Here is a 21,844-nt window from a genome sequence, read left to right as displayed (position 1 = left end):
TTTCGGTTGTGGAGATTGGACAAAGGGCCAAGTGACGCAATGTCGTGGCGACGAAGACTTGCACCTCGCGCCAAAAAACATACCGTCGGGTATGTGTGATATCAGGAGATCCCCATGCCCGGCGACAGCCATCTGCCAAAACAACTTCAAGGCCTGCGTATTCCCGCCGTAGCCTCGCCCCTGTTCATCATTTCGGTGCCCGCGCTGGTCATCGCCCAGTGCAAGGCGGGCGTGATCGGCAGCTTTCCGGCGCTGAATGCCCGCGAAGGCGAAGGCGAGCATCCGCTCCTGGACACATGGCTGACCGAGATCAAGGAAGAGCTGGACCGCCACAATCAGGCCAACCCCGACACACCTGCGGCGCCTTATGCGGTGAACCAGATCGTGCACCGCTCCAACACGCGGCTTGATCGTGACATCGAGATTTGCGTCCAGCACGAGGTGCCGATCTGGATCACCTCGCTTGGCGCGCGGGTCGAAGTGAACGAGGCCGCACATGCCGCCGGTGGCATTGCGCTGCACGACATCATCAACAACAAGTTTGCCAAGAAGGCGATTGAAAAGGGGGCCGATGGCCTGATCGCCGTGGCCGCAGGCGCCGGTGGCCACGCCGGCCCGCAATCGCCGCTGGCGCTGATCTCGGAAATCCGCGAATGGTTCGACGGCCCGCTTCTGCTGTCCGGCGCGATTGCCACCGGCGACTCGCTTCTGGCGGCGCTCGCCATGGGCGCGGACCTCGGCTATATCGGCTCGCCGTTCATTGCGACGGAAGAGGCCAACGCGCAACAGGGTTACAAGGACATGATCGTCGCCTCCGGCGCCGATGACATCGTGTATTCTTCGCTCTTCACCGGCGTTTCCGGCAACTATCTGCGCGGCTCGGTCGAAAACGCGGGCATGGACCCCGACAACCTGCCCGAAGGCGATGTCTCCACCATGAGTTTTGGCGACAAACGCGAGAAACCAAAGGCCTGGAAAACCATCTGGGGATCGGGCCAGGGCATTGGTGCTGTCAAAGAGGTTGCGCCCGCAGCTGAGATCGTCAACCGGATCGAGCGCGAATACCACGCCGCCTATGCCCGCTTGCAGGACCGCCTTGCATGACCACCATGCTGCACCTGATCCGCCATGCACAGGCGTCCTTTGGTGCAGCGGATTACGACAACCTGTCCGAGCTGGGCCACCGTCAGTCGGTGGCGCTGGGCCGGTCGCTGTTGCAACAGGGCGTCGACCCCGGCGCGATCTTCATCGGCTCGCAGAAACGCCACCGCCAGACCTGGGAAGGCATTGCCGAGGGCATGGGGCTTTCACGCACGCCCACCGTGTTGCCGGGCCTGAACGAGTTCGATTTCCACGGTCTGCTGGATGCGCGCTACAAGGGGCGGGATGACCGCCCCGACACGCTGAACTCGGACCGGCGCACGCATTTCCGCGCCCTGCGCGACACGGTACTGGAATGGCAGCGCGGCGAGATCGACGGCCCGCCCGAGGCGTTTGCCGATTTCCTCGCCCGCGTGCGTGCCGCCCGTGCGGCGATTGCCGGGAACGGCTCGGCGGTGGCGCTGGCGGTCAGTTCGGGCGGGGCGATTGGCATGACCGTGGCGGATGTGGTCTCGGCCCCCGCCGACCAGATGATTACCCTGCAATTGCAGGTCAAGAACTGCGCCGTGGCGCGCATTCTGCTAACATCGAATGCGCCCTACCTGCACGGATTCAACGAGACGCCGCATATCACGGCAGAGAACGCAGACGAGATGCTGACCTACTCTTGACTGTCTGCGCGGGTGGCCCGGTCGGGACGCCTCCGGCGGGAGTATTTTTGGCGAAATGAAGACAGGACGTTTGGGGAGAGCGGAATGGACGCGACAAAACTGGATACCGAGGCGGTTGCCACGTGGCTGACCGGGAACATGCCGGGGTTCGAGGGGCCGCTTGAGGCCGAGAAATTTGCCGGGGGGCAGTCGAACCCGACCTTTGCCCTGACATCGCCTTCGGGGCGCTATGTCTTGCGCCGCAAACCGCCGGGGGTGCTGTTGAAATCCGCCCATGCCGTTGACCGCGAGTTTCGCGTGCAAAAGGCGCTGGCAGGCTCGGATGTGCCTGTGGCTGGAATGCATGTGCTGTGTGAAGATGACGATGTGATCGGCTCGATGTTCTACGTGATGCAGCGGGTGGACGGGCGCAACTTTGATGATCCGCGGCTTGAGGGCCTGTCCAACGAAGACCGCGCCGCCGTCTTTGACCAGATGAACAGGGTGCTGGCCGCGATCCACTCGGTCGACATTGACGCGGTGGGGCTGTCGGATTATGGCCCCGAGGGCAACTATTTCGAACGGCAGGTGGGGCGCTGGACTAAGCAGTATCGCGCCTCGGAAACCGAGCCTGTCCCGGCCATGGATCAGCTTATTGACTGGCTCGAAGCCAACATGCCCGAGGACGACGGCAAGCGCACGCTGGTGCATGGGGATTATCGCCTCGACAACCTGCTGTTTGCGCCGGATGGCACCGAGTGCATTGCGGTTCTGGACTGGGAGCTGTCCACCATCGGTCATCCCTATGCCGACCTCGCCGCCGTGATCATGCAGTGGCAGATGCCGCCCGGTGGCTCGGGGCGTGGCCTGCAGGGCGTGGATCGTGCCGCGCTGGGCATTCCCACGGACCGCGCGTTCATCGGCGCGTATTGCGCCCGTATGGGCCTGCCGGGGATCGAGCGCTTTGGCTTTTACCTGGCCTTTTGTTTCTTCCGCATGGCGGCGATCATCCAGGGTGTGAAAAAGCGCGGGCTTGATGGCAACGCCTCGGACCCCGAGCGCGCCGCCAAGATGGGCACCTATGTGCCGCTGTTTGCCAATGCAGGTCTGGAGGCCGCAAAACATGGATAAACGTTTTCAGGATCAGGTGGTGATGATCACCGGGGCCGCCGGGGGCTTTGGCAAACTGGCCGCCGAGCGTTTTGCCGCCGAAGGCGCGAAACTCGGGCTTTCGGATGTGTCTGCCGATGGTCTGGCCGCCGTGGCCGACGCCTTGCGCAGTGCGGGGGTCGAGGTTGTTGCCGATGTGGTCGACGTCTCGAACGCCGAGCAGGTCAGCCAGCATGTCGCCAATATCGCCGCCGCCTTTGGCACGCTCAACGTCGGCATCAACAACGCCGGGATCGGCCATGATCTTGCCCCTCTGCACCTGCTGCCGGTCGAACAGTTTGACCAGAACTATGCGGTCAACGCGCGCGGTGTGTTTCTCTGCATGCAACAGCAACTGCCACATATGCTGAAAGCCGGGCGGGGCGTGATCCTCAACGTGGCCTCGGCCGCCGGATTGGTCGGCTCGGGGCATCTGTCGGCCTATTCCGCCGCCAAGCACGCGGTTGTGGGGCTGACCAAGGCCGCCGCGGATGAATACGCCCGCAAGAACATCCGCGTGAACGCGCTGTGCCCGTCCTTTGCCATCACACCCATGGTCGAGGAAATGGCCCAGCAGGTCGGCGCGCGCAGCGGAGCCAGCCGGGAACAGGCGCTGGGCAGCATTACCTCGCGCATTCCGATGGGACGTGTCGCGCAGCCGGAAGAGATCGTTCAGGCGATGCTCTGGGCCTGTGCGCCCGAGAATTCCTTTATGACCGGACAAAGCCTCGCGCTGGATGGCGGGCTGACGGCGATCTGACGCTAAAGGTCCATCTCGAAGAACATCATCTTGCCGTCAGTGATCGGCGGCATCTCTGTATAGGGACCGCGTTGGCGAAATCCCATCGAAAGATAGAGCTTTTGCGCCGCAACCTGGGGGAGGCCGGTGTCCATGAGAATGCGCGTGAACCCGTCTGCACGGAGTTGCTCAACGAGCGCCTCCATCAGGGTACGCCCGGCCCCCAGCCCCCGTGCGTCTTCACGGATGTAGACCCGTTTGATCTCGGCCACGCCGGGTTCCAGCGAATGGGACATGCCACAGCCCACGGGCGTGTCCTCGTGCAGCGCCAGCTTGACGGTGCCGCCGGGGCGTGCGTGCTTGATTTCAAGATCCTGCAACAGCGCCTCATAGTCGGGCTTGGCATAGAACAGCTCGATGATCTCCACAAAGTCGGCCCCCATCCCCATGAGGAAATCACGGTACTCCCAGCACATAGCGCGCACCGTATCGAACTGGGCGGGGGTGGTCGCCTCGATGATCCTGAGCATTGCGATCTCCTGGTGGGTGGGGCCGTCACACAGTCTACATGCCCTTCATTTCCGCGCAATTCCTCCAACGTCCAGAGGCGCAACAATTTCCTTTGTAATCCCGCCAAACAGTGACAGGTTGCGCCTGAGCCCCCAATGCCCAACAGGGACCACAGCGCGCAAATGCCCGATCACGCCCCCCGCCGCTTTGGCGCCCTGAGCGAACCCAGCTACCGGCTGTTTCTGGGCGGCTTCGGCTTTTCGTATACGCTCTACTGGGTCACGCTTCTGGCCGTGGGCTGGTGGATGTGGGAGGTCACACAGTCCGCCGCCTGGGTCGGTTTCGTGTTTTTCTGCGATCTCTTTCCGGGGGTGCTGGTCACCCCATGGGCCGCCGCCATCGCCGACCGGGGCAACCGGTTTCGCCTGCTCAAGGGGATCCTCTGGATTCAGGTCTTTACCGGTCTGGCCCTAGCCGCCACCGCCTGGGCCGGGCTTTTGACCCCCTGGAGCCTATGCGCCTTTGTCTTCCTCGAAGGCGCGTTGATCGGCTTCAGCCAGCCCGCGTTTTTTGGCATGATCAACCGCCTGGTGCGCCCCGAGAACCTCTCGGCGGCGGTTAGTCTCAACATCACCGTCACCAATGGGTCCTATATCGTCGGCCCTGTGCTGGCGGCCTATGTGTTTTCCTATGGCCTTGGCATTGCACCCCTGGCCTTTGCCGCCAATGCGCTCGGTACAGTGGTCTACCTCGCCTGCCTCGCCCGCGTCACGCTCGGCCCCGAACCGGCGCGCGAGGCCCGCGAACCAACCGAGTTGCTGCGCGACATCCTCGAAGGTATGAGCACGTTTTTCACCAACCCCACCGTGTCGCGTGCGATCATCCTGATCCTTGGGGCCGCCATGCTGCAACGCCCGCTGATCAGCCTGATGCCGGGTATCAACGACCGCTTTGACCTCTTTGCGGCCCATAACTTCACCTATCTGACCGCCAGTTTCATGATGGGCAGCATCACCGCCTCGCTGCGCCATGCCCACCGCAACAGCGATGCGGGGCTTGCGCGCAGCACGCCGCGCGTCATGGCGCTCTTGGCGCTGGGCACCATCGGGTTTTTCTGGGCGATGCAGGCGATGGCCTTTCAGGGCTGGGCCGCGCTGGCCTGCCTCTACCTGATCGGCGTCGCCACCACCTACGTCCTCGCGGGCAACAACGTCATCCTGCAGAACCGCACGCCGGAGCACCTGCGCAGCCGGGTTCTGGGCAACAGTTTCATGCTGTCACGCACCATCGGCGCATTGGCAGTGATCGGGGTGGGGTTTGTGACTGAGGTCTCGGATTTCAGCCCCGCTTTCATGCTCAATGCCGCCCTGGTGCTCGTGGCTGCCCTCTGGCTACTCCTGCGCCGCCCCCTGCAACGCCAGTAGCAACGCCAACGCCTCCTCGGCCCGCGCCGCTGGCACAAAGGCGTGATCGTGGTGATGTGCCGCCACCATGTTACAGGCGATCCCGGCCTCGGCCAAAACCGTCGCCACAGCCGCGGTCAGCCCAACCCCTTCCAGTGAAGAATAGACGTTCAGCGTGATCTGCCGCATCGGCTGGTCCACCGCCAGCCCCTCGGCGCGGGCCACCTCGACCGGCACCAACAGCGACAGGCCTTCGGCCTCTTGAAATGTCCCCAGCGCCGCCGCGCTCAGCCGCGCAATCTGGCCCTTGTCCGTCAGCGAGGCAAACACAAACATGCCGGGCCTCACCTCGGGTGTCATGCCCGAGATCATCTCCTGCGCGCTGTGTGCCACCTGTCCCATGCGAAATGCTCCCGCCAATTCAATGGCTGGGAGCATTGCAGGCTTTGACAGGGGCAGCAAGCGCTGCACATCATCCACGTGCGCCCTGTTTGCAGTTGCGCTTGTCCTTGCCCACCGCGCCGTTGTCCTGACGACAGTCCTGACGGGTGTCGCGGCGGTCCTGACGGCGGTCCATGCCATTGGTGCCAGCGACATCATAGCTTTCGACTGTGGCGGTTGTTGCAGAGGTTGTGGGCGCCTGGCTGGGCAGCGCCGCCATGGCGAGGCTGGCAGAGCAGACAAAGGCGGTGGCGACGGCGAGGGTCTTGGTCATCATGGGATCGGGTCCTTTTGGGCTGGGGTTTGTTCTTCTATGCCCTCAAGATGGTCTCGACCCCCTTAATCTGCATGTTTTCCGCCGACAGAAGTTTGTTAATTTGTGCCAAGGTGATTTGAGGATAGGCAGGCCCCGCCAGCCGCGCTAAACAAGGGATATGGAAATGACGCCCCTTGATCCCCGCCTCGACGAGACGCCCTATGCGCTGCAGCGCCATCTCGGATTTCACCTGACCCATTGGGGCGAGGACCACGCGCGTCTCGAGTTGCAGATCGAGCACTACCACGCCAATCGCGCAGGGCTCCCGCATGGCGGTGTCTATGCCACGCTGCTGGATACGGTCATGGGCTACGCCGGCAGCTTTACCGGCGATCCCGGCCACAAACGTCTGGCGCTGACCCTGTCGCTCACCACGAACTTTCTCAGCCGTCCCAAGGGCAGGCTGCTGATTGCCAAAGGTCACAAGGTCGGCGGCGGGGCCTCGACCTTTTTTGCCGAAGGCGTCATCGCGGATGAAACCGGCGAGGTCATCGCCCGTGGCTCCGGTGCCTTCAAATACCGCAAGACGACGCTCTGATTTCACTCAGGGGCAAGGTACTTGCCCGACACGAACCCGGTGCGCCCGCGATAAGACAGGCTGCACCAGCTCCCTGCCAGCAACCGCCGCTTGCCCGCCCCCGAGGCCCCGGCCCAGGCCGCCGCATCAATCGCGGGCAGACAGGACAACAGCGTGATACCGCCCTGTCCGGCGGGCACCTCGTCCACCTTGGCCGCTTTGCCATTGGGGGCTGCGCGCATGTTCAGCCCCGTGCGCACGCCGGTGACCTGCACCCGCCCGGTGGGCGCGCTGCCATCCGGCGTGGGGTCGGCCTCTGGCCCGGTCGAGATGAAATCAAAGGTCAACGTGTCGGGCTTTTGTTTCAGCGTGGACTTACAGGCCTTGTCGCGCCCCCAGTACAGGCCCTTCAGCACAACCCGTGTGCCCTGTGCCCGTCCTTTGACCGAATAGACGTTGTCGCCACATTTTTTTGAGAACCGCCGCGCCGTCCCCCGCAATTCGCCATTGCGCATCTCTCCTTCGAACAACAGCGTGCCGCTCACCACGCCACTGCCCGCCAGACCCGCGCGCGGCGCGTAATACCAGATCCACCGCTGGCTGCCTTTGCTCTCCCATGCCATCTGCGAGCCGTTGTGATCCCACAGCGTCACCTTGTCGCCGCCATAGCGGGGAGCCCAGCCGTTTGCGGTGGATGCTGCGTCTTGGGGCGCGGACGCCGCCTGCGCCTCGCCTGCCGGGGCCAAGGCGGCCAGACGGGTCTGCGGGTCGTAGAGCCACAGGGTTTGTCCGGTCGCTGGCAGCAAATCGCGCCGCGCCCTGTCGGCCTCGGTCATAAAGTGGCCCGGGACATCGATGCTCAGGTCGGGATCAGCGTCGATGCGCAAAAAGCCAGTGCGATGGACCGTGATTTCGCAGTAATGACCGGTAAACTCGTCAATCGCAAAGAACACGCGCCTGAGGATATGTCCCCCCTCCGGAACGTCTCTTTCCGTAGGGGACAGGCCATCGTCAAAACCGATGCCGCCAGCGGGGCGCTGGTTTTGCCAGGCCAGCTCATTCAGGCAAGCGGTCAATAACGAGTCATGGTCAAAAGCTTTGCCACGAATTGGAGAAACCGGAATATCCCAGCGCCCCGCGTCATCCACGGTGTCCACATAACGCATGCTGCTGGCAGGCGTGCGCAGCATCGCCTCGAGCAATGACGCTTCGATCCACCGCGCGTTGCCACCATAAGATTTGCCCGTCTCATCTTCTCCGACATGCAGCACCCTCAGGATCGCGGCAATCGACTGGATCGAGATGTCAAACGCGGTGTTCACATGTCTTTGCGTGTAGTTGCCGCCGCCCACGGTCAGCGCAGGCGCGTGAAAGCCCAACCGCGCCGTGGGATGCATAGACCTGTTCGGGGTAGGGGGATCCACGAGTGCACCCGACGCGCCGGCCATAAAAACGATGGCGCAGGCGCTCTCACAGGTCGCACCAGCTTCCAGCCGCGTCGCGACAAAGGGAATGCCTTTGTGGCGTGGAAAGGGTCGGTCCTTACGAATGGCTTCGGCCAATTTGACCGCCTCTGCCAATGACCCGCCCGGGCTGTTCAGACACAGCGTCACGATACGGGGATTGCCGTGAACCACGGGGTCAGAAACCACCTGGTTGGCATGTTTCGCCAGCAGCGCCTCAAACCGTTCCGTGTCCCCGGCGACAACCTCGCCGGTCATGCGCATGTTGCAATGGTCGCGTATCCAGTTGCCTTCGACCGGGGGATCGGCCTGACCATCCACAAAGCTGAAATCGGCGGCGGTGGCGGAAGAAATCGACAGACCACCCGCAAGGACACAGGCAAGAAGACGCAAAAGCATTAAGAAAACCGGCTCCTGAAAAACACAATGAAAACCGCCGAAATGGGCAGCAGTCTCAGGAAAGCCGATCTTTGCGCGTTTATCCACGAAAAAGCGCGACAGGTAGGTCGGACAATCTTGTCCGACCTACGCGTGGCATGGATCAGGCGGCATCAGCAATCTGGCCGTCAACCAGCGCGCGCACGGCATCAAGGATGACATCAATCACCTCGTCGTCCATCAGGTAGCTGAGGTTCAGCCGCACAAAGCCCGGTTTGGACTTGGTGTCACCCGCCAGAATGTCGGCCCTGATCTCTTCCGACCAGGCGTCGTCAATCTCCATCAGCCGGTGCACATAAGGCCCCGCACAGGAACATCCGCCCCGCGCCTGAATGCCATAGCGATCCGACAGGGCGCGGGTAAAGGCGCGGTAATCCATCCGCGTGCCATCCGCATAATGCGGCACAAAGGACAGGAACGGCAGGCGCTCTCTGCGCTCTGCGGCCAGGATTTCGATGCCGGGAACATCCCCCCAGGCGGCAAAGGCCCGCTCCGTGTTCCCGGCATTGCGGGCCTGGATATAGTCCTGCCCGATCACGTCTTTCACAATCAGCGACAGCGCCGCGCGGATGTCGCCAATCACGTTGGGTGTGCCACCCTCTTCGCGCTGCTCGATACAGGCGACATAATCGTGGCGGGTGCCGTTCACAAAGGCCACCGTGCCGCCGCCCGGACGGCTCGGCGTGTCGACCCGCACCGCGTCACGGCGTACGATCAGCACGCCGCTGGCGCCGGGGCCACCGATGAACTTATGCGGCGACAGGGCCACCGCATCCGCGCCGCAGGACAGGTCGATCGACAGGTAGGGGCCACCGCCCGCATAGTCCCAGACCATCGCCGCGCCATAGCCCTTGACCATCTTGGTGATCGCCGCGACGTCGCTGCAAATGCCGGTCACGTTCGAGGCCGCGGAAAACGCCGCCACCGTCAGCCCCTGCGCCGTGCACAGGGCCAGCGCGGTTGCCAGCTGCGTCATGTCCGGCCCACCTGTCGGGGCCTCTTCAATCTCGATCACCTCTGCCCCGCTTTCGCGCCACGGCAGGATGTTCGAATGATGCTCATAGGGCCCCATGATGACATAGGCTTTCTTTCCGCGCGCCAGCGCATCGCGCAGCCCCAAAAGATGCACCAGCTGATTGAGCGCCGAAGTCGCGCCCGAGCCGGAAAAGATCACCGCGTGATCCTCGGTCGATCCACCGCATTTCGTCGCAATCACCTCGCGCGCCTCGGCCCGCAGGCCCGTCATCGCCGCGCCGCAATAGCTGTCGACCGTGTGGCTGTTGGCGTAAAACGGCAGCACGTCGTTCATCACGAACTCTTCGATCTGCCGCAATGGCCGCCCCGAGGCGATATAGTCGGCATAAATCATCTTTTGCCGCCCATAGGCCGTATCAAAGGTGGCGTCCTTGCCGATCTGCCCCTCTTTCAGCGCCGCCACCGGGTTGGGTAAACCGCGTAAATCCGCTTCAAAACGGGCCAGAGGAGTAAGAGAAGTCGACATGGGACACCTGTTCGCGTGAATTGTGATGCCTCAAAGATAGGGTGGTTTCCATGGGTCATGTTGGTTAGATTTCATTGCCTGTTCAGTAATTTTGTGTCATTTGATCTGATATGGCAGAAAAATTCGATCATATTGACCTCCGCATTCTGGAGGTCTCGCAAAAACACGGCGCGCTCTCACAGCGCGAGCTGGCCGACCGCGTCGGGCTCTCGCAAAACGCGCTCTGGCGGCGGCTGAAACGGCTGGAAGAGGATGGCGTGCTCTTGGGCGTGCATCGCCGGGTCAGCGCCAAAAAGCTCGGGCTTGATCTCACGGTCTTTGTCATGGTGCGCACCCGCACCCATTCGGACGAATGGATCGAGGCCTTTCGCGCCCATGTCTCCCGCATCCCGCAGGTGGTTGAAATGCACCGCATCGGCGGCGATTGGGACTATATGCTCAAGGTGGTGACCCGTGGCATGTCCGGCTACGACAAGACCTATAAACAGCTCACCACCGGGATCGAACTGGAAACCGTCACCGGCTTTTTCTCGATGGAGACCATGCTCGAAGACCGGCCGCTGGACGTCTACGGCTAGGCGGCAGGTTCCGCGGCCACCACGTCCGGCGTCAAATGCCCGGTCTTCACATAGATCAGACAACCCTCTTCCGAGAACGGCGTATGCTCTGACATATGCGGGCTGCGGATCCATGTGCCCGCCGGATACTCGCCATGCTCATCCTGAAACCGGCCCTCCAGCACCAGGATCTCCTCGCCGCCCCAATGGCGATGCCGCGTGAACTCTGTGCCCGGCGCCCAGCGCACCAGCGCCACGTTTTCCCCCGCCACGCTGTGCAGCGGCAGGACGCTCAGGCCCGGATGCACCCCCGGCCCAAAGGCCGCCGTCCGCGTATCGACATGGAACTGCGCCTGATCCTCCGCATCAAACTGATGCAGCTTGACAAAGATGGTACAGCCCCCCTCGGTATGCGGTTTATGCGCCGTGCCGATCGGATTGCGCACATAGGTGCCCGCCGGGTAATCGCCGGTCTCATCCGAGAACACGCCTTCGAGCACAAAAAACTCTTCGCCGCCCCCATGGGTATGCGCGTCAAAATACGACCCCGGCGCAAAGCGCACCAATGTCGTGGCCCGCGCCACTTCTTCGCCAATGCGGTCCAGCATCATGCGCTCCACCCCGTTGGCCGGGGATTTCACCCAGTCATGTTCGTCCGGGCGAATGACCACCCGTTCGGAAAAATCTGCATTGATCCGCATCTGCGCGCTCCTGTCTTTGTGCTCAACCTAAGGCGCGCTGGCTGACGATCAAGTCGGCACTGCGCACCCTCTGACACCGGGCACGTTTTGCCGCGACGCGTTTCGTGCTAAAAGGGACGCATCGTTTATGCATTGTTCGGAGGCCCCATTGAAACGCCTTTCCCCTTTGATCGCTGCCTGGCTGGTCGCCGCGCCCGCCCATGCAGATTGGCTGTATTTCGAAGAAGAAAACGCACATGCCCCCGGCCTGATCTGCTCTCTCGCGTATGAAGAAGAAAACCACGGGTTTCTGATCTGGGCGGATGACAAGGCCGTCGCCGTGATCCTGACCGACACCAGCTGGTCGCTTGCGCCTGACTTCAAAGGCTGGGCAGGGGCGCAATATGACGGTCAGAACTATGGCTTTGAAATGCAGCAGATGAATGAGATCACGATGTTCAGCTTTCCGGAGGAAGAAAAATGGACAACCATCGTCGCGAAACTGGCTGAAAACACGGCGGGCACGCTTGTCACCCCAATGGCCAAGGTCTGGACCCTGCCCACCGGTGCCAGTGATGTGACGATGCAATGGATCGCATGCATCGCCAAGAACGGCTCCTAACCGTTACGCCACCGCCGCCCGCGCCGCCGCCAGCCCGTCCGCATCGGTCATCGACACGCAGACACTGTCCAGATGCCGGGGTTTGGACAGATCCCACGGCATGCCCCGGTGCAACGTCGCGCGCTGATCCCACATCAGCACGTCGCCCTTTTCCCACTTGTGGGAATAGGTGAACGCGGCCTGCGTGCAATGCGCCACCAGATCGTCAATGATCGGCTGGCTCTCTTGCGGGCTCATGCCGTCGATCTGATATACGTGGCTGGCCACAAAGATGCCCTCCTTGCCGTTCACCGGGTTCGCCCAGACCGCCGGCCAGCACTGCGGCGGCCACTTGTGAAACATCGGATGCTTGGCCAGCTCGGGTGAAATCCGTTCGCGGCTGTGGGAATACTTGTGCCAGAACCTCATGCCCCGCAGCTCCTCCTGCCGTGCTGCAGGCAGGGCCGCAAAGGCCGCCCGGGTTGACGCCAGCTCGGTCTCGCCGCCCTCATCGGTGGGCACTTTGGCGGTCAGGATGTTGATCAGCGACGGGGTCGGAATGAACGTGCTGTCGATATGCCATTGCTGATTGGCGATCAGATGCATCGTGTGCATGTCCATCTCGCCGGTCAGCCCGCCGCTGTCGGTCACATTCGACACCGGCCGCACCTCTTCCTTGTAACCCTCTTCGCGCTCATCCGACAGGCGGTCCTCCACCGGGCCAAACATCTTGGCCAGCCGCAGGTGCACGTCACCGGGCAGATCCTGCCCCTTGATCAACAGCGCCGAATGCTCTTCGAACAGCGCGCGCAGCTCAGGAAACAGGTGATCTTCTGTGACATCCGCCAGGTCGAGATCGTGAACGATCACGCCAAAGCTCTCTGTCAGCGGGGTGGTCTTGATGGTGGTCATTGTCGCGTTCCTCATGTGTTTGGGCTGATCCTAGCAGGCAAAATTTCCCGGTAAACTTGCCAATTTCCTATCCACTGCATAGCATCAGGCTATGCCCTCCCGATTCCGCCGCATCCAGCTCCACCTGACCGCCCTGCCTGTTTTCGAGGCCGCCGCCCGCCTTGGCAGCTTTACCCGCGCGGGCGGTGAGCTGGGCATCAGCCAACCCAGTGTCAGCCGCCACATCGCCAATCTCGAAGAGGCGCTCGGCCAGCCGCTGTTCACGCGTGACCACAATCGCCTGACCCTGACAGCCGAGGGCGCGGCCCTCGCCGGGGCGATCGACCTTGGCCTCAGCCACATCGACACGGCCTATCGCAAGGTGGCCCAGGGGCCGCGCCGTCAGGGCCTGACACTGGCCTGCAGCTTTTCCTTTGCCCATGGCTGGCTGCTGCCGCGGTTTTCGGACCTTCGACGCGCTGCGGGCGAGACACCCATACACCTCGTGGTCTCTTACTGGCTCGAAGACGTCGCCCTTGACGATGTCGACATGGTGGTCAACTGGCGCTCGCGCGGGTGGACCGAATGGCCCAGCCTCAGCCTGTTTGACGAGGTCGTCTACCCCGTCGCCGCGCCGTCGTGGCAGGGCAGGGGCGACACGCTCACCGCCGCCGACCTTTTGCACTTTGAAGAACGCGACAACGAGTTTGTCGGCTGGGAGCGCTGGTTCGCCCACACCGGCCAGACCATGCCGGATGTCACCGACGCCTACCGCTACTCGAACTACCATTTCATGATCCAGGCCGCGATGGACGGCGAAGGCGTGGCGCTGGGCTGGCACCACCTTGTTGCCGACCAGATCGCCCAGGGCCGCCTGATCCGCGTCGGTGCGCCCATGCACTACCGCGATGACGCCTATTCGCTTGAATACCGCCCCAACAGCACCGCGCCCGAGACCGTGCAGGCAATCCTGAATTGGTTCCGTGCCGAGGTCATCCGAACCCCGCCCGCACCCTGACCCCCCCGTAGGTCGGACAATCTTGTCCGACCTACCCAAGCCATCGACACCCCCGGCGTCACAAAATCTTCACTGAAACGCGTCACAGATGTGCTTGCGACTCACCTTATATTTCCATAATTCATGAAGTATGGATAAATCAGACGCCCTCACCGCCTTTTCCGCCCTCAGCCAGCCCACCCGGCTGGATGCCTTTCGGCTCTTGATCGAGGCCGGGGAGACCGGACTGGCCGCCGGTGACATCGCCGACCGGCTCGACGTGCGCCAGAACACCCTCAGCGCAAATCTTTCGGTGCTCCTGAACGCCCAGCTTGTCAGCAACCGGCGCGAGGGGCGCACCATCCGCTATTTCGCCAACACCGATGGCCTGCAGGGGTTGCTTGCCTTTCTGCTCAACGACTGCTGCGGCGGGCGGCCTGAGCTTTGCAACCCGCTGATCGACTCTCTCACCACGGAAAGGGCCTGCTCATGACCGACGCACCCACAAAAGCCGAGGCAGGCCTTGGCACCTTTGAACGCTGGCTGTCGCTCTGGGTGGCGCTGGCGATTGTCGCCGGGCTGATCCTCGGCAATCTCATGCCGGGCCTCTTTGGCACATTGGCCGCCATGGAACTGGCCTCGGTCAACCTGCCCGTCGCCGTGCTGATCTGGGCCATGGTCTATCCGATGATGGTGGGGGTGGATTTTGCCTCGCTCTCCCATATCGGCGACCGTCCCAAGGGCATTGTCATCACTCTGGTGGTGAACTGGCTGGTGAAACCCTTTACCATGGCCGCCCTTGGCGTTTTGTTCTTCAACTATGTCTTTGCCGGGCTGATCCCTGCCGACGACGCGCAAGCCTATCTGGCCGGCGTGATCCTCTTGGGGGCTGCGCCCTGCACGGCGATGGTCTTTGTCTGGTCCAACCTCACGCGCGGAGACCCCACCTATACCCTCGTGCAGGTCAGCGTGAATGACGTCATCATGGTCTTTGCCTTTGCTCCCATCGTCGCCTTTCTGCTGGGTGTGACCGACATCGTGGTCCCGTGGGAGACACTGATCCTCTCGGTCGTGCTCTACGTGCTTTTGCCCTTGCTTGCAGGCCTCATCACCCGCAACCGGCTGGTGAAACAGGGGGGCGTGGCCGCCGTACAGGCCTTCAAGGCCCGCATCGCTCCTTTCTCGATCACCGGCCTTCTGGTCACCGTTGTCCTGCTGTTCGGCTTTCAGGGGCAGGTCATTCTGGACCGCCCCCTGGTGATTGTCCTCATCGCCATCCCGCTGTTGATCCAGTCCTACGGCATCTTCGCCGTCGCCTATGGCTGGGCACGCCTCTGGAAGGTCCCCTTCAACGTCGCCGCCCCCTGCGCCATGATCGGCACCTCGAACTTTTTTGAACTGGCCGTGGCCGTCGCCATCTCGCTCTTTGGGCTTGGCTCGGGCGCGGCCCTTGCCACCGTCGTCGGCGTTCTGGTCGAAGTGCCGGTCATGCTCTCGCTTGTCGCTTTTGCCAACCGCACCCGCGGTTGGTTTCCCTCCTAAAGGAATACACTTATGACCAAAATCGCCATCAACGGGCTTGGCCGCATGGGCAAGCTGGTGATCCGCAGCTTCTTTGACCTTGGGCTTGATGCCGAGATCGTCCTCTTGAACGACGGTGAAGGCGACGCAGAGCTGCACGCCCATCTTCTCGAGTTCGACACCGTGCACGGCCGCTGGCGCGCCGACTTTGCCCACGACGCAGACAGCATCACCATCGACGGCCACCAGATGCGGTTCACGACCACCCGCAACCTCGCGGACCTGCCCTTGCAAGAGCTTGGCGTCGACCTCGTGGTCGATTGCACCGGCGCCTTCAAGACCAACGCCAAACTGCAACCCTATTTCGACGCGGGCGTGCAAAAGGTTGTGGTCTCGGCACCTGTGAAAGAAGACGATGCCGCCAATATCGTCTACGGCGTGAACCACGACATCTATGATGCCGCCACCCACAAGGTCATCACCGCGGCCTCCTGCACCACCAACTGCATCGCGCCGGTTGTGCAGGTCATCAACGACCACCTCGGCATCGAACAGGCGTCCTTTACCACCATCCACGACGTCACCAACACGCAAGTCATCGTCGACAAGGTGCACAAGGACCCGCGTCGCGCGCGGTCTGCACTGAACTCCCTGATCCCCACCACCACCGGCTCGGCCAAGGCGATCATCCAGATTTTCCCCGAACTCGCGGGCCGCATCGACGGCCACGCCGTGCGCGTGCCGCTCCTGAATGCGTCCCTGACGGATATCGTGTTCGATGTCTCCCGTGACACCACCGCCGAAGAGGTCAACGCGCTGTTTGAAGAGGCCGCAAACGGCCCGCTCGACGGCATCCTGGGCTACGAGACCCGCCCTCTGGTCTCGACCGATTACACCAACGACGACCGCTCCAGCATCGTTGACGCGCTGTCGACCCGCGTGGTCAACAAGCGCCACGTCAAGGTCTATGCTTGGTACGACAACGAATGGGGCTACGCTTGGCGGCTGGCGGATGTCACGCGTATGGTGGTGGCATCGCTGTAAGATTTTCCTGAAAAGGAGCGCCCATGTTCCGCACCGTTTTTGTCATTGCCACCCTGTTTGGCCTGCCCGCGCAGGCCGAACTTGTGGTCTGTAATGAAACCGACACCAAGGTCAGCTTTGCCCTTGGCTACAAGGCTTCGGGTGACTGGACGTCCGAGGGTTGGTGGAACATCCCGCCTTATGACTGCTCCGTGGTCGAGGGCGAGGACCTGAAAAACCGCTATTACTACTACCGTGTGACCTCGCCAGTCTATGCCTGGCCCGGCGAAAATTACTATTTCTGCACCACCAAAGCGGCCTTCACCATCGTTGGTGACGAGGACTGCGAAGCGCAGGGCTATGACCGCGCTGAGTTTCGCCAGATCGACACCGGCGAGGCCAAGAGCTTTACCCTTAACCTGACCGCGGAAGGGGCAGAAACCCTCTCGCAAAGCCATCTCGACGAGATCGCCCCACCCGGCACGCACGGCGAACCCTTCACCATCAGCGGCATCCTCAGCCACTGCGATTTCCATGACGTCACAGTGGCCTGCGAGGTCCACGCCGAGGGTTTCCGCTACATCGCCTATTCCGCAGACCCCACACCGCCGTGGATGATTGAGGAACTGGTCGAACTGGGCCTCAACCAGCCCATCACCATCTCGGGCGATATGATCTCTTACGAAGGCAACACCGCCGACATCACCGTGCGGTCTTATGAGACCCATGGCGATGACCCTTACGCCGACCTGCGCGCGGCTATGCAGGGCATGTGGCGCTCACTGGATGACCCGTCTTATCAGGTGGTGATCTATGGCGGCGTGTTTGAGGAACTCTATGATCTCACCCCCACCGACATGTCAGCCATGTTCTATGCAGATGAGTGCCCCCCGACCGCTGATTTCGGCCCCGCCTTCACGCTCAAAACCATGTACAACAACGCACAGGCCGAAGACCGCTGCATGGTGGTGCTGAACGCCGGACGCACCCTCGAACTGGCCCCCGCAGGCGTGATGAACACTCTGCGCTTTGAAAAGGTTCATTGACCTCTCATGACAATGACTGCCAAGCCCACCGGCCTCGCCGCCTATGCCACGGTGACCGCCGCCTACTGGGCCTTCATGCTCACCGATGGCGCGCTCAGGATGCTGGTGCTGTTGCACTTTCACACGCTGGGCTTTTCGCCGGTGCAGCTGGCCTATCTGTTCCTGCTTTACGAGGTCATGGGCGTGGTCACCAACCTCTCGGCAGGCTGGCTCGCGGCACGCTTTGGCCTGACCTCGACGCTCTACGCCGGTCTTGGCCTCCAGATCGTGGCCCTGATCGCCCTGGCCCAGCTTGACCCGGCATGGGGCCTGACCGGGTCGGTCATCTTCGTGATGTGCGTGCAGGGGCTTTCGGGCATTGCCAAGGACTTGGCTAAGATGTCCGCCAAATCCACCGTCAAGATCCTGGCCCCAACGGGCGAAGGCGCGCTGTTCAAATGGGTTGCTATCCTCACCGGCTCCAAGAACGCCGTCAAAGGGTTTGGCTTTCTTCTGGGGGCGGTGCTGCTGGGGCTCTGGGGCTTTACCACCTCGGTCTGGGTCATGGCGGCGGTGCTGGCCGTGATCCTGATCGGCGTCGTCGCCTTCATGCCGACGGGTCTGCCGCAGGGCAAAAAATCCGCCAAGTTCTCTCAGGTCTTTTCCAAGGACCCCAACGTCAACCGCCTGTCACTGGCCCGCATGTTCCTGTTCGGTGCGCGCGACGTCTGGTTCGTGGTCGGCATCCCGATCTATTTCTACGCTGTCCTGTCCGATGGCTCGGAAGAGAGCAACCGCGCCGCCTTCTTCCTGATTGGCAGCTTCATGGCGCTTTGGATCATCCTCTATGGCATTGTGCAGGGATTGGCGCCGCAATTGCTCAAGGCCAAAACCAGCACCACGCCCCAGATTGTGCACAAGGCCGTCACATGGGTCGCCATCCTCACGCTGATCCCACTGGCCCTGTCCCTCGCGATCTGGCTAAACCTGCCCAACCTCACCGCGATCCTCGTCGCGGGCCTCTTGGTCTTTGGCTTTGTCTTTGCGGTGAACTCCTCGGTGCACTCCTACCTGATCCTCGCCTTCACCACGGGCGAGCGGGTCACCATGGACGTCGGCTTCTACTACATGTCCAACGCCGCAGGCCGCCTGCTCGGAACCCTGCTCTCGGGCCTCTCCTATCAGGCCGGAGGCCTCCCCCTCTGCCTCTTCACCGCCGCGGTGATGGCGGGGCTGTCGACCTTGGCGGCCCAACGGCTGAAAGGGTAGGGCAGCGGTCACTCTTTCGGTCTGCTCTTGCGTAAGAGGTCGCCCAAAATCGCACCGGCCAAGAGCACGGCGCAATAAGTCACAGCCCACCATTCAAGCAAATGGGTCCCCACGCTGTCCTTAACAGCGCCTGCGAGATACCCGGCGAGCAAAAAGACGAAGATTACATAGATCGTTTTCACAGCGTTGTTCGTCCCGGCTTAGGCTTGGGGATTATCTCGTACCTCGGCTGGCAATACAACTCTTCGTTGATCAGCTTCTTTGCCTGAATACACGCTGACGAGGGGCGGGGATCACCCCGCCACCCCCACCTAGCGCAGGGGGCCGCCACTGTGCTGTCAGACCTCGCGGGAATAGCTGATCCCGACCGCGTCGCGCGTGCCGAAACTGTTGTCGATGTACGAGCCGAACACTGAAACGCTGTCGCGCTTGGCGATCAGATAGGACGCGCCGCGCCCCATTGTGTCGCCCGAGACATCATCCGACCTGGTCGCGCCAAACGCGCCTGCGCCCCTGCCGCGCCTGCACACAGCATCAAAACCAATCCGCAGCGAACCCATTTGACTATGTTACACCCTCTCGTTGCCCCGAGACCTGGGGCACCGTGCCCGCCCCGTCGCATGGGCCGATCGACGCATCATTGGTCGTAATGCCCCCGCACCGCCACCGGCCCCGGCCAGACCGAGGCCTCTTGAAAGCTCGGCTCATCCGCGGGCCCCGGCGCGCCGCTTGCCCCCAGCCCCTCTAACAGCGCCGTTGCGGTATAGTTCAGGTCGTCATCATTGTTTTCATCGTGGAACAGGATGACCGCATAAGGCCCCTTGGTCAGGCCTTTGAAATGATGCGTCACCCGGCCCTTGCGCGCCGGAATCTCGGCGTAATCCACCGCATTCATGTAATCAAAGGCATCATAGGCGCGGGCGTCGTCAAAGACGATCGCCACGATCTTGCCCTTGCCATTGCGCAGACCCTCGACGCTCAGCGACAGGCCCTCGGCCATGGCCAGCCCCGGCACCAGAAACACCAGGCCCATGGCCAATGCCCGCAGGCTCATACAGGGTCTGCCTCGGGGTGCACGGCCGCGTTGATCCAGTCATAGGCATCCGGCAAGGGCACGCGCGGTGTGTGGATCGAGATGCCCTTGTCCAACGCCCCCGCCGCCCTGCGGGCCGCCGCCAATCCGGCCTCGTCCCCCGCTTCGCGACAGACCAGCGCCTTCAACAGCTGGATGCCCCGGTTCTGCGGCGCGAGATAGGCCGCCTCGGTCGCCGCCTTCAACGCCGCGGCGTGATCGCCCGCACACAGATAAATGCGCGCCGTCAGGCTGAGCCGCGTCACCTTGAACGGATCATCCGAGCCAATCACCTTATAGGCCGAAAACGCCTCCAGTGCGTCGTCAAACCGCCCCTCGCGCAGCGCCATATGCGCTTCGAGTTCGGTCACCCCGATAAAGTTCGGATTGACCTCGCGACAGCGCTGCTGGTCAAACCGCGCCGCGTCGAGATCACCGAGAAACTGCAGTTTGAACGCCCCGCGCGCCCAATAGACAAAATCGCTCCCGGGCAGATCTTCCACCGCGTGGTCCAGATCCCGGCCCAGCTCTTCCACCATCTCATCCGACACCGCCTGATGCCGCGCGGCGCACCAGTTGACCCGCTGCTGCGCCCGCATTGCCAGCGCCATGCCGTCATCCGGCGACAGCGCCACCGCACGATCCAGCGCGGCAAGCCCCTTTTCCCAATCGCTTAGCGTCTGCTTGAAAAACAAATGCGCCGCCCGCGCCCGCAGTTCCGAAACGCTCAGGCGATCATCGCTCAGATGCGACAGCCGGTCACCGTCATGCTGAATGGTCTGAATGCGAATGTCGGCCTCGGCGCGGGCCACCACGTCATCGCAGAACCCGAAAGGATCACTGGCATCACCCTCATAGGTGCCCGACCAAAGCGTGCTCATGTCCTCGCGCAACAGCAGCGTCAGGGTGAACCGCCCGCGATCCCGCGCCACCCGCATCCGCCCCCGCACCAGAAACACCGTCGGCGTCACCGGATCATCGCTCACGTCAATCGTGGTAACCCCGGTGCGTTTCAGCGAATCCTTCACGATGCCCTCGTGCAGGTCCATCGCCAGCGCCTCGGTCTCTGCATCACTTGGCGCAAAGCCAAAGGCCTCGAACCCGATCGAGGGCAGGGCGCCTGCGTCCGGCGCCGTCGTCAGGTTCGCCGGGCGCCACTGATACAGCCGCATCGGGGTTGCGATATTCTTCAGCTTGAACACGCCCGCATCGCTCAACTCGTCCTGCCGCGTCTCTGACAGCTGCCGAAACAGGTCTTCCGAGAACATCAACCCACCCGGAGGCGCCTCGGTCTCGATCCGTTGCGCGATATTGACGCCATTGCCGTAGAAATCATCCTCGTCCTCGACAATCTCACCAATATGACAGCCGATGCGCAGCTTGATCACGTCATGATCCGCCAGCCCCGTCTGCACCTCTTCGGCACAGTTCAGCGCGGCTTCCACGCCGGGAAAGGACAGAATCCACCCGTCGCCCATGCGCTTGAGCACCTCACCGCCATGGTTCGCGGCCACCGGCTCCAAAAGTTTCTTCTTCAATTCCCGGACCGAGCGCACCGCCAGCGCCTCGTCCTGCCCCATCAGCGCAGAATACCCCACAAGGTCGGCACACATCAGAATGGTCAATCGGCGGTTCATCTCAAATCCAGTCGCGCTATGCAGTCAAGCCTAGTCCAGAATCTCGCAATCCCCTAACGCAGGTTCAAGAGGGCAGGGGAAAGAAATCCTGACAAGGGCCCGATCCAGCGCCATCACACCGCGCGCACTTGCCCAGGATCAAACCGTTCGCGCCCGGCACCGAGGGTGGGCCATGCAGCCGCACGATACCATCGCCCCACTCACCCGGGACGCGAATTGTAGCCAAGTTCCGAAATTCGCGCCCGCCCTGGGGGGCGGGGTCGGGCGCGAACCGGATCGCATTGCGATCCGGGGTGAAAGACCAATCCGTAGGACGGGCTTCAGCCCGCCAATACTTCCTAGG

24 protein-coding genes are annotated in these 21,844 nt (G+C 62.4%); 14 read left to right on the top strand and 10 right to left on the bottom strand.

Annotation, left to right across the window (positions count from 1 at the left end; all coding sequences use genetic code 11):
• Nucleotides 1–114: 114 nt before the first annotated feature.
• The 4 genes from EK369_RS19295 (at nucleotide 115) to EK369_RS19280 (ending at nucleotide 3,660) form a co-directional block, all read left to right on the top strand.
• Nucleotides 115–1,104: an NAD(P)H-dependent flavin oxidoreductase gene (locus EK369_RS19295; RefSeq protein ID WP_127115912.1), complete on the top strand. Its 990-nt coding sequence runs from the start codon at nucleotides 115–117 to the stop codon at nucleotides 1,102–1,104.
• Nucleotides 1,101–1,772, top strand: coding sequence for a histidine phosphatase family protein (locus EK369_RS19290; RefSeq protein WP_127115911.1), 672 nt, complete (start codon nucleotides 1,101–1,103; stop codon nucleotides 1,770–1,772). The genes EK369_RS19295 and EK369_RS19290 overlap by 4 nt, the downstream gene beginning before the upstream one ends.
• Nucleotides 1,773–1,856: 84 nt before the next feature.
• Nucleotides 1,857–2,882 carry a phosphotransferase family protein gene (locus EK369_RS19285; RefSeq protein ID WP_127115910.1) on the top strand — a complete coding sequence of 342 codons (1,026 nt, stop codon included), beginning with the start codon at nucleotides 1,857–1,859 and terminating at the stop codon, nucleotides 2,880–2,882.
• Complete coding sequence (locus EK369_RS19280; protein ID WP_127115909.1) at nucleotides 2,875–3,660, top strand: SDR family NAD(P)-dependent oxidoreductase; 786 nt, start codon at nucleotides 2,875–2,877, stop codon at nucleotides 3,658–3,660. The genes EK369_RS19285 and EK369_RS19280 overlap by 8 nt, the downstream gene beginning before the upstream one ends.
• Nucleotides 3,661–3,662: 2 nt before the next feature.
• Here the strand turns inward: EK369_RS19280 and EK369_RS19275 are convergent, their stop codons facing one another.
• On the bottom strand, nucleotides 3,663–4,169 hold the full coding sequence (locus EK369_RS19275) for a GNAT family N-acetyltransferase (RefSeq protein WP_127115908.1): 507 nt from the start codon (nucleotides 4,167–4,169) through the stop codon (nucleotides 3,663–3,665).
• A gap of 162 nt (nucleotides 4,170–4,331) precedes the next feature.
• Here EK369_RS19275 and EK369_RS19270 point away from each other — a divergent pair, with 162 nt between their 5' ends.
• Nucleotides 4,332–5,573, top strand: coding sequence for an MFS transporter (locus EK369_RS19270; RefSeq protein WP_164727051.1), 1,242 nt, complete (start codon nucleotides 4,332–4,334; stop codon nucleotides 5,571–5,573).
• Here the strand turns inward: EK369_RS19270 and EK369_RS19265 are convergent.
• Complete coding sequence (locus EK369_RS19265) at nucleotides 5,541–5,954, bottom strand: ACT domain-containing protein (protein ID WP_127115906.1); 414 nt, start codon at nucleotides 5,952–5,954, stop codon at nucleotides 5,541–5,543. The genes EK369_RS19270 and EK369_RS19265 overlap by 33 nt on opposite strands.
• 70 nt (nucleotides 5,955–6,024) lie before the next feature.
• A complete protein-coding gene (locus tag EK369_RS19260; protein ID WP_127115905.1) occupies nucleotides 6,025–6,270 on the bottom strand; it encodes a hypothetical protein in 246 nt (81 codons plus the stop codon).
• A 163-nt stretch (nucleotides 6,271–6,433) separates the two neighbouring features.
• Between EK369_RS19260 and EK369_RS19255 the strand changes: the two genes are divergently transcribed.
• Nucleotides 6,434–6,847 carry a PaaI family thioesterase gene (locus EK369_RS19255; protein WP_127115904.1) on the top strand — a complete coding sequence of 138 codons (414 nt, stop codon included), beginning with the start codon at nucleotides 6,434–6,436 and terminating at the stop codon, nucleotides 6,845–6,847.
• Nucleotides 6,848–6,849: 2 nt separating this feature from the next.
• Here the strand turns inward: EK369_RS19255 and EK369_RS19250 are convergent, their stop codons facing one another.
• Nucleotides 6,850–8,688 (bottom strand): hypothetical protein, encoded by a 1,839-nt coding sequence (locus EK369_RS19250; protein WP_127115903.1) that lies wholly within the window; start codon nucleotides 8,686–8,688, stop codon nucleotides 6,850–6,852.
• A gap of 142 nt (nucleotides 8,689–8,830) precedes the next feature.
• Entirely contained in the window at nucleotides 8,831–10,228 is a 1,398-nt protein-coding gene (locus tag EK369_RS19245) for an aminotransferase class V-fold PLP-dependent enzyme (protein ID WP_127115902.1), read from the bottom strand.
• 110 nt (nucleotides 10,229–10,338) lie between these two features.
• On the opposite strand from EK369_RS19245, the gene EK369_RS19240 reads away from it, so the two are divergent.
• The gene (locus tag EK369_RS19240) at nucleotides 10,339–10,806 is read left to right on the top strand and encodes an Lrp/AsnC family transcriptional regulator (RefSeq protein WP_127115901.1); all 468 of its coding nucleotides are present in this window, start codon (nucleotides 10,339–10,341) and stop codon (nucleotides 10,804–10,806) included.
• Here EK369_RS19240 and EK369_RS19235 read toward each other — a convergent pair.
• Nucleotides 10,803–11,486: a cupin domain-containing protein gene (locus EK369_RS19235; RefSeq protein WP_127115900.1), complete on the bottom strand. Its 684-nt coding sequence runs from the start codon at nucleotides 11,484–11,486 to the stop codon at nucleotides 10,803–10,805. The genes EK369_RS19240 and EK369_RS19235 overlap by 4 nt on opposite strands.
• 148 nt (nucleotides 11,487–11,634) lie before the next feature.
• Here EK369_RS19235 and EK369_RS19230 point away from each other — a divergent pair, with 148 nt between their 5' ends.
• Nucleotides 11,635–12,087 carry a hypothetical protein gene (locus EK369_RS19230; RefSeq protein ID WP_127115899.1) on the top strand — a complete coding sequence of 151 codons (453 nt, stop codon included), beginning with the start codon at nucleotides 11,635–11,637 and terminating at the stop codon, nucleotides 12,085–12,087.
• A gap of 3 nt (nucleotides 12,088–12,090) precedes the next feature.
• Here EK369_RS19230 and EK369_RS19225 read toward each other — a convergent pair whose 3' ends face one another.
• Nucleotides 12,091–12,978, bottom strand: a complete 888-nt coding sequence (locus EK369_RS19225) for a TauD/TfdA dioxygenase family protein (RefSeq protein WP_127115898.1) — start codon at nucleotides 12,976–12,978, stop codon at nucleotides 12,091–12,093.
• Between the two features lie 91 nt (nucleotides 12,979–13,069).
• Between EK369_RS19225 and EK369_RS19220 the strand changes: the two genes are divergently transcribed.
• The 6 genes from EK369_RS19220 to arsJ all read left to right on the top strand — a co-directional run bounded on the left by EK369_RS19220 (nucleotide 13,070) and on the right by arsJ (nucleotide 18,792).
• Complete coding sequence (locus tag EK369_RS19220) at nucleotides 13,070–13,975, top strand: LysR substrate-binding domain-containing protein (RefSeq protein ID WP_127115897.1); 906 nt, start codon at nucleotides 13,070–13,072, stop codon at nucleotides 13,973–13,975.
• Between the two features lie 130 nt (nucleotides 13,976–14,105).
• Entirely contained in the window at nucleotides 14,106–14,447 is a 342-nt protein-coding gene (locus EK369_RS19215; protein ID WP_127115896.1) for an ArsR/SmtB family transcription factor, read from the top strand.
• Entirely contained in the window at nucleotides 14,444–15,496 is a 1,053-nt protein-coding gene (arsB, locus tag EK369_RS19210; RefSeq protein WP_127115895.1) for an ACR3 family arsenite efflux transporter, read from the top strand. Before EK369_RS19215 ends, arsB begins: the two co-directional genes overlap by 4 nt.
• Before the next feature lie 12 nt (nucleotides 15,497–15,508).
• Nucleotides 15,509–16,519 (top strand): ArsJ-associated glyceraldehyde-3-phosphate dehydrogenase, encoded by a 1,011-nt coding sequence (locus tag EK369_RS19205; RefSeq protein ID WP_127115894.1) that lies wholly within the window; start codon nucleotides 15,509–15,511, stop codon nucleotides 16,517–16,519.
• 23 nt (nucleotides 16,520–16,542) lie between these two features.
• The gene (locus tag EK369_RS19200) at nucleotides 16,543–17,544 is read left to right on the top strand and encodes a DUF1036 domain-containing protein (protein WP_127115893.1); all 1,002 of its coding nucleotides are present in this window, start codon (nucleotides 16,543–16,545) and stop codon (nucleotides 17,542–17,544) included.
• A gap of 12 nt (nucleotides 17,545–17,556) precedes the next feature.
• The gene (gene arsJ / locus EK369_RS19195; protein WP_438672168.1) at nucleotides 17,557–18,792 is read left to right on the top strand and encodes an organoarsenical effux MFS transporter ArsJ; all 1,236 of its coding nucleotides are present in this window, start codon (nucleotides 17,557–17,559) and stop codon (nucleotides 18,790–18,792) included.
• Between the two features lie 338 nt (nucleotides 18,793–19,130).
• Here the strand turns inward: arsJ and EK369_RS19190 are convergent, their stop codons facing one another.
• From EK369_RS19190 to EK369_RS19180, 3 genes are all read right to left on the bottom strand, one after another.
• Nucleotides 19,131–19,322, bottom strand: coding sequence for a hypothetical protein (locus tag EK369_RS19190; RefSeq protein ID WP_206198126.1), 192 nt, complete (start codon nucleotides 19,320–19,322; stop codon nucleotides 19,131–19,133).
• Nucleotides 19,323–19,429: 107 nt separating this feature from the next.
• A complete protein-coding gene (locus EK369_RS19185; protein WP_127115890.1) occupies nucleotides 19,430–19,846 on the bottom strand; it encodes a DUF2141 domain-containing protein in 417 nt (138 codons plus the stop codon).
• Entirely contained in the window at nucleotides 19,843–21,501 is a 1,659-nt protein-coding gene (locus tag EK369_RS19180; protein WP_127115889.1) for an adenylate/guanylate cyclase domain-containing protein, read from the bottom strand. Before EK369_RS19180 ends, EK369_RS19185 begins: the two co-directional genes overlap by 4 nt.
• Between the last annotated feature and the right edge of the window lie 343 nt (nucleotides 21,502–21,844).

This window comes from Shimia sediminis (assembly GCF_003990645.1).
In the GTDB taxonomy this organism is placed as follows: domain Bacteria; phylum Pseudomonadota; class Alphaproteobacteria; order Rhodobacterales; family Rhodobacteraceae; genus Shimia; species Shimia sediminis.
This window is presented reverse-complemented; position numbering and strand designations above follow the sequence as displayed.

Bases quoted from the DNA above. Each gene is read 5' to 3' on its own strand.
- EK369_RS19295 (WP_127115912.1), top strand. From the start codon at position 115: ATGCCCGGCGACAGCCATCTGCCAAAACAACTTCAAGGCCTGCGTATT.
- EK369_RS19290 (WP_127115911.1), top strand. From the start codon at position 1,101: ATGACCACCATGCTGCACCTGATCCGCCATGCACAGGCGTCCTTTGGT.
- EK369_RS19285 (WP_127115910.1), top strand. From the start codon at position 1,857: ATGGACGCGACAAAACTGGATACCGAGGCGGTTGCCACGTGGCTGACC.
- EK369_RS19280 (WP_127115909.1), top strand. From the start codon at position 2,875: ATGGATAAACGTTTTCAGGATCAGGTGGTGATGATCACCGGGGCCGCC.
- EK369_RS19275 (WP_127115908.1), bottom strand. From the start codon at position 4,169: ATGCTCAGGATCATCGAGGCGACCACCCCCGCCCAGTTCGATACGGTG.
- EK369_RS19270 (WP_164727051.1), top strand. From the start codon at position 4,332: ATGCCCGATCACGCCCCCCGCCGCTTTGGCGCCCTGAGCGAACCCAGC.
- EK369_RS19265 (WP_127115906.1), bottom strand. From the start codon at position 5,954: ATGGGACAGGTGGCACACAGCGCGCAGGAGATGATCTCGGGCATGACA.
- EK369_RS19260 (WP_127115905.1), bottom strand. From the start codon at position 6,270: ATGATGACCAAGACCCTCGCCGTCGCCACCGCCTTTGTCTGCTCTGCC.
- EK369_RS19255 (WP_127115904.1), top strand. From the start codon at position 6,434: ATGACGCCCCTTGATCCCCGCCTCGACGAGACGCCCTATGCGCTGCAG.
- EK369_RS19250 (WP_127115903.1), bottom strand. From the start codon at position 8,688: ATGCTTTTGCGTCTTCTTGCCTGTGTCCTTGCGGGTGGTCTGTCGATT.
- EK369_RS19245 (WP_127115902.1), bottom strand. From the start codon at position 10,228: ATGTCGACTTCTCTTACTCCTCTGGCCCGTTTTGAAGCGGATTTACGC.
- EK369_RS19240 (WP_127115901.1), top strand. From the start codon at position 10,339: ATGGCAGAAAAATTCGATCATATTGACCTCCGCATTCTGGAGGTCTCG.
- EK369_RS19235 (WP_127115900.1), bottom strand. From the start codon at position 11,486: ATGCGGATCAATGCAGATTTTTCCGAACGGGTGGTCATTCGCCCGGAC.
- EK369_RS19225 (WP_127115898.1), bottom strand. From the start codon at position 12,978: ATGACCACCATCAAGACCACCCCGCTGACAGAGAGCTTTGGCGTGATC.
- EK369_RS19220 (WP_127115897.1), top strand. From the start codon at position 13,070: ATGCCCTCCCGATTCCGCCGCATCCAGCTCCACCTGACCGCCCTGCCT.
- EK369_RS19215 (WP_127115896.1), top strand. From the start codon at position 14,106: ATGGATAAATCAGACGCCCTCACCGCCTTTTCCGCCCTCAGCCAGCCC.
- arsB (WP_127115895.1), top strand. From the start codon at position 14,444: ATGACCGACGCACCCACAAAAGCCGAGGCAGGCCTTGGCACCTTTGAA.
- EK369_RS19205 (WP_127115894.1), top strand. From the start codon at position 15,509: ATGACCAAAATCGCCATCAACGGGCTTGGCCGCATGGGCAAGCTGGTG.
- EK369_RS19200 (WP_127115893.1), top strand. From the start codon at position 16,543: ATGTTCCGCACCGTTTTTGTCATTGCCACCCTGTTTGGCCTGCCCGCG.
- arsJ (WP_438672168.1), top strand. From the start codon at position 17,557: ATGACTGCCAAGCCCACCGGCCTCGCCGCCTATGCCACGGTGACCGCC.
- EK369_RS19185 (WP_127115890.1), bottom strand. From the start codon at position 19,846: ATGAGCCTGCGGGCATTGGCCATGGGCCTGGTGTTTCTGGTGCCGGGG.
- EK369_RS19180 (WP_127115889.1), bottom strand. From the start codon at position 21,501: ATGAACCGCCGATTGACCATTCTGATGTGTGCCGACCTTGTGGGGTAT.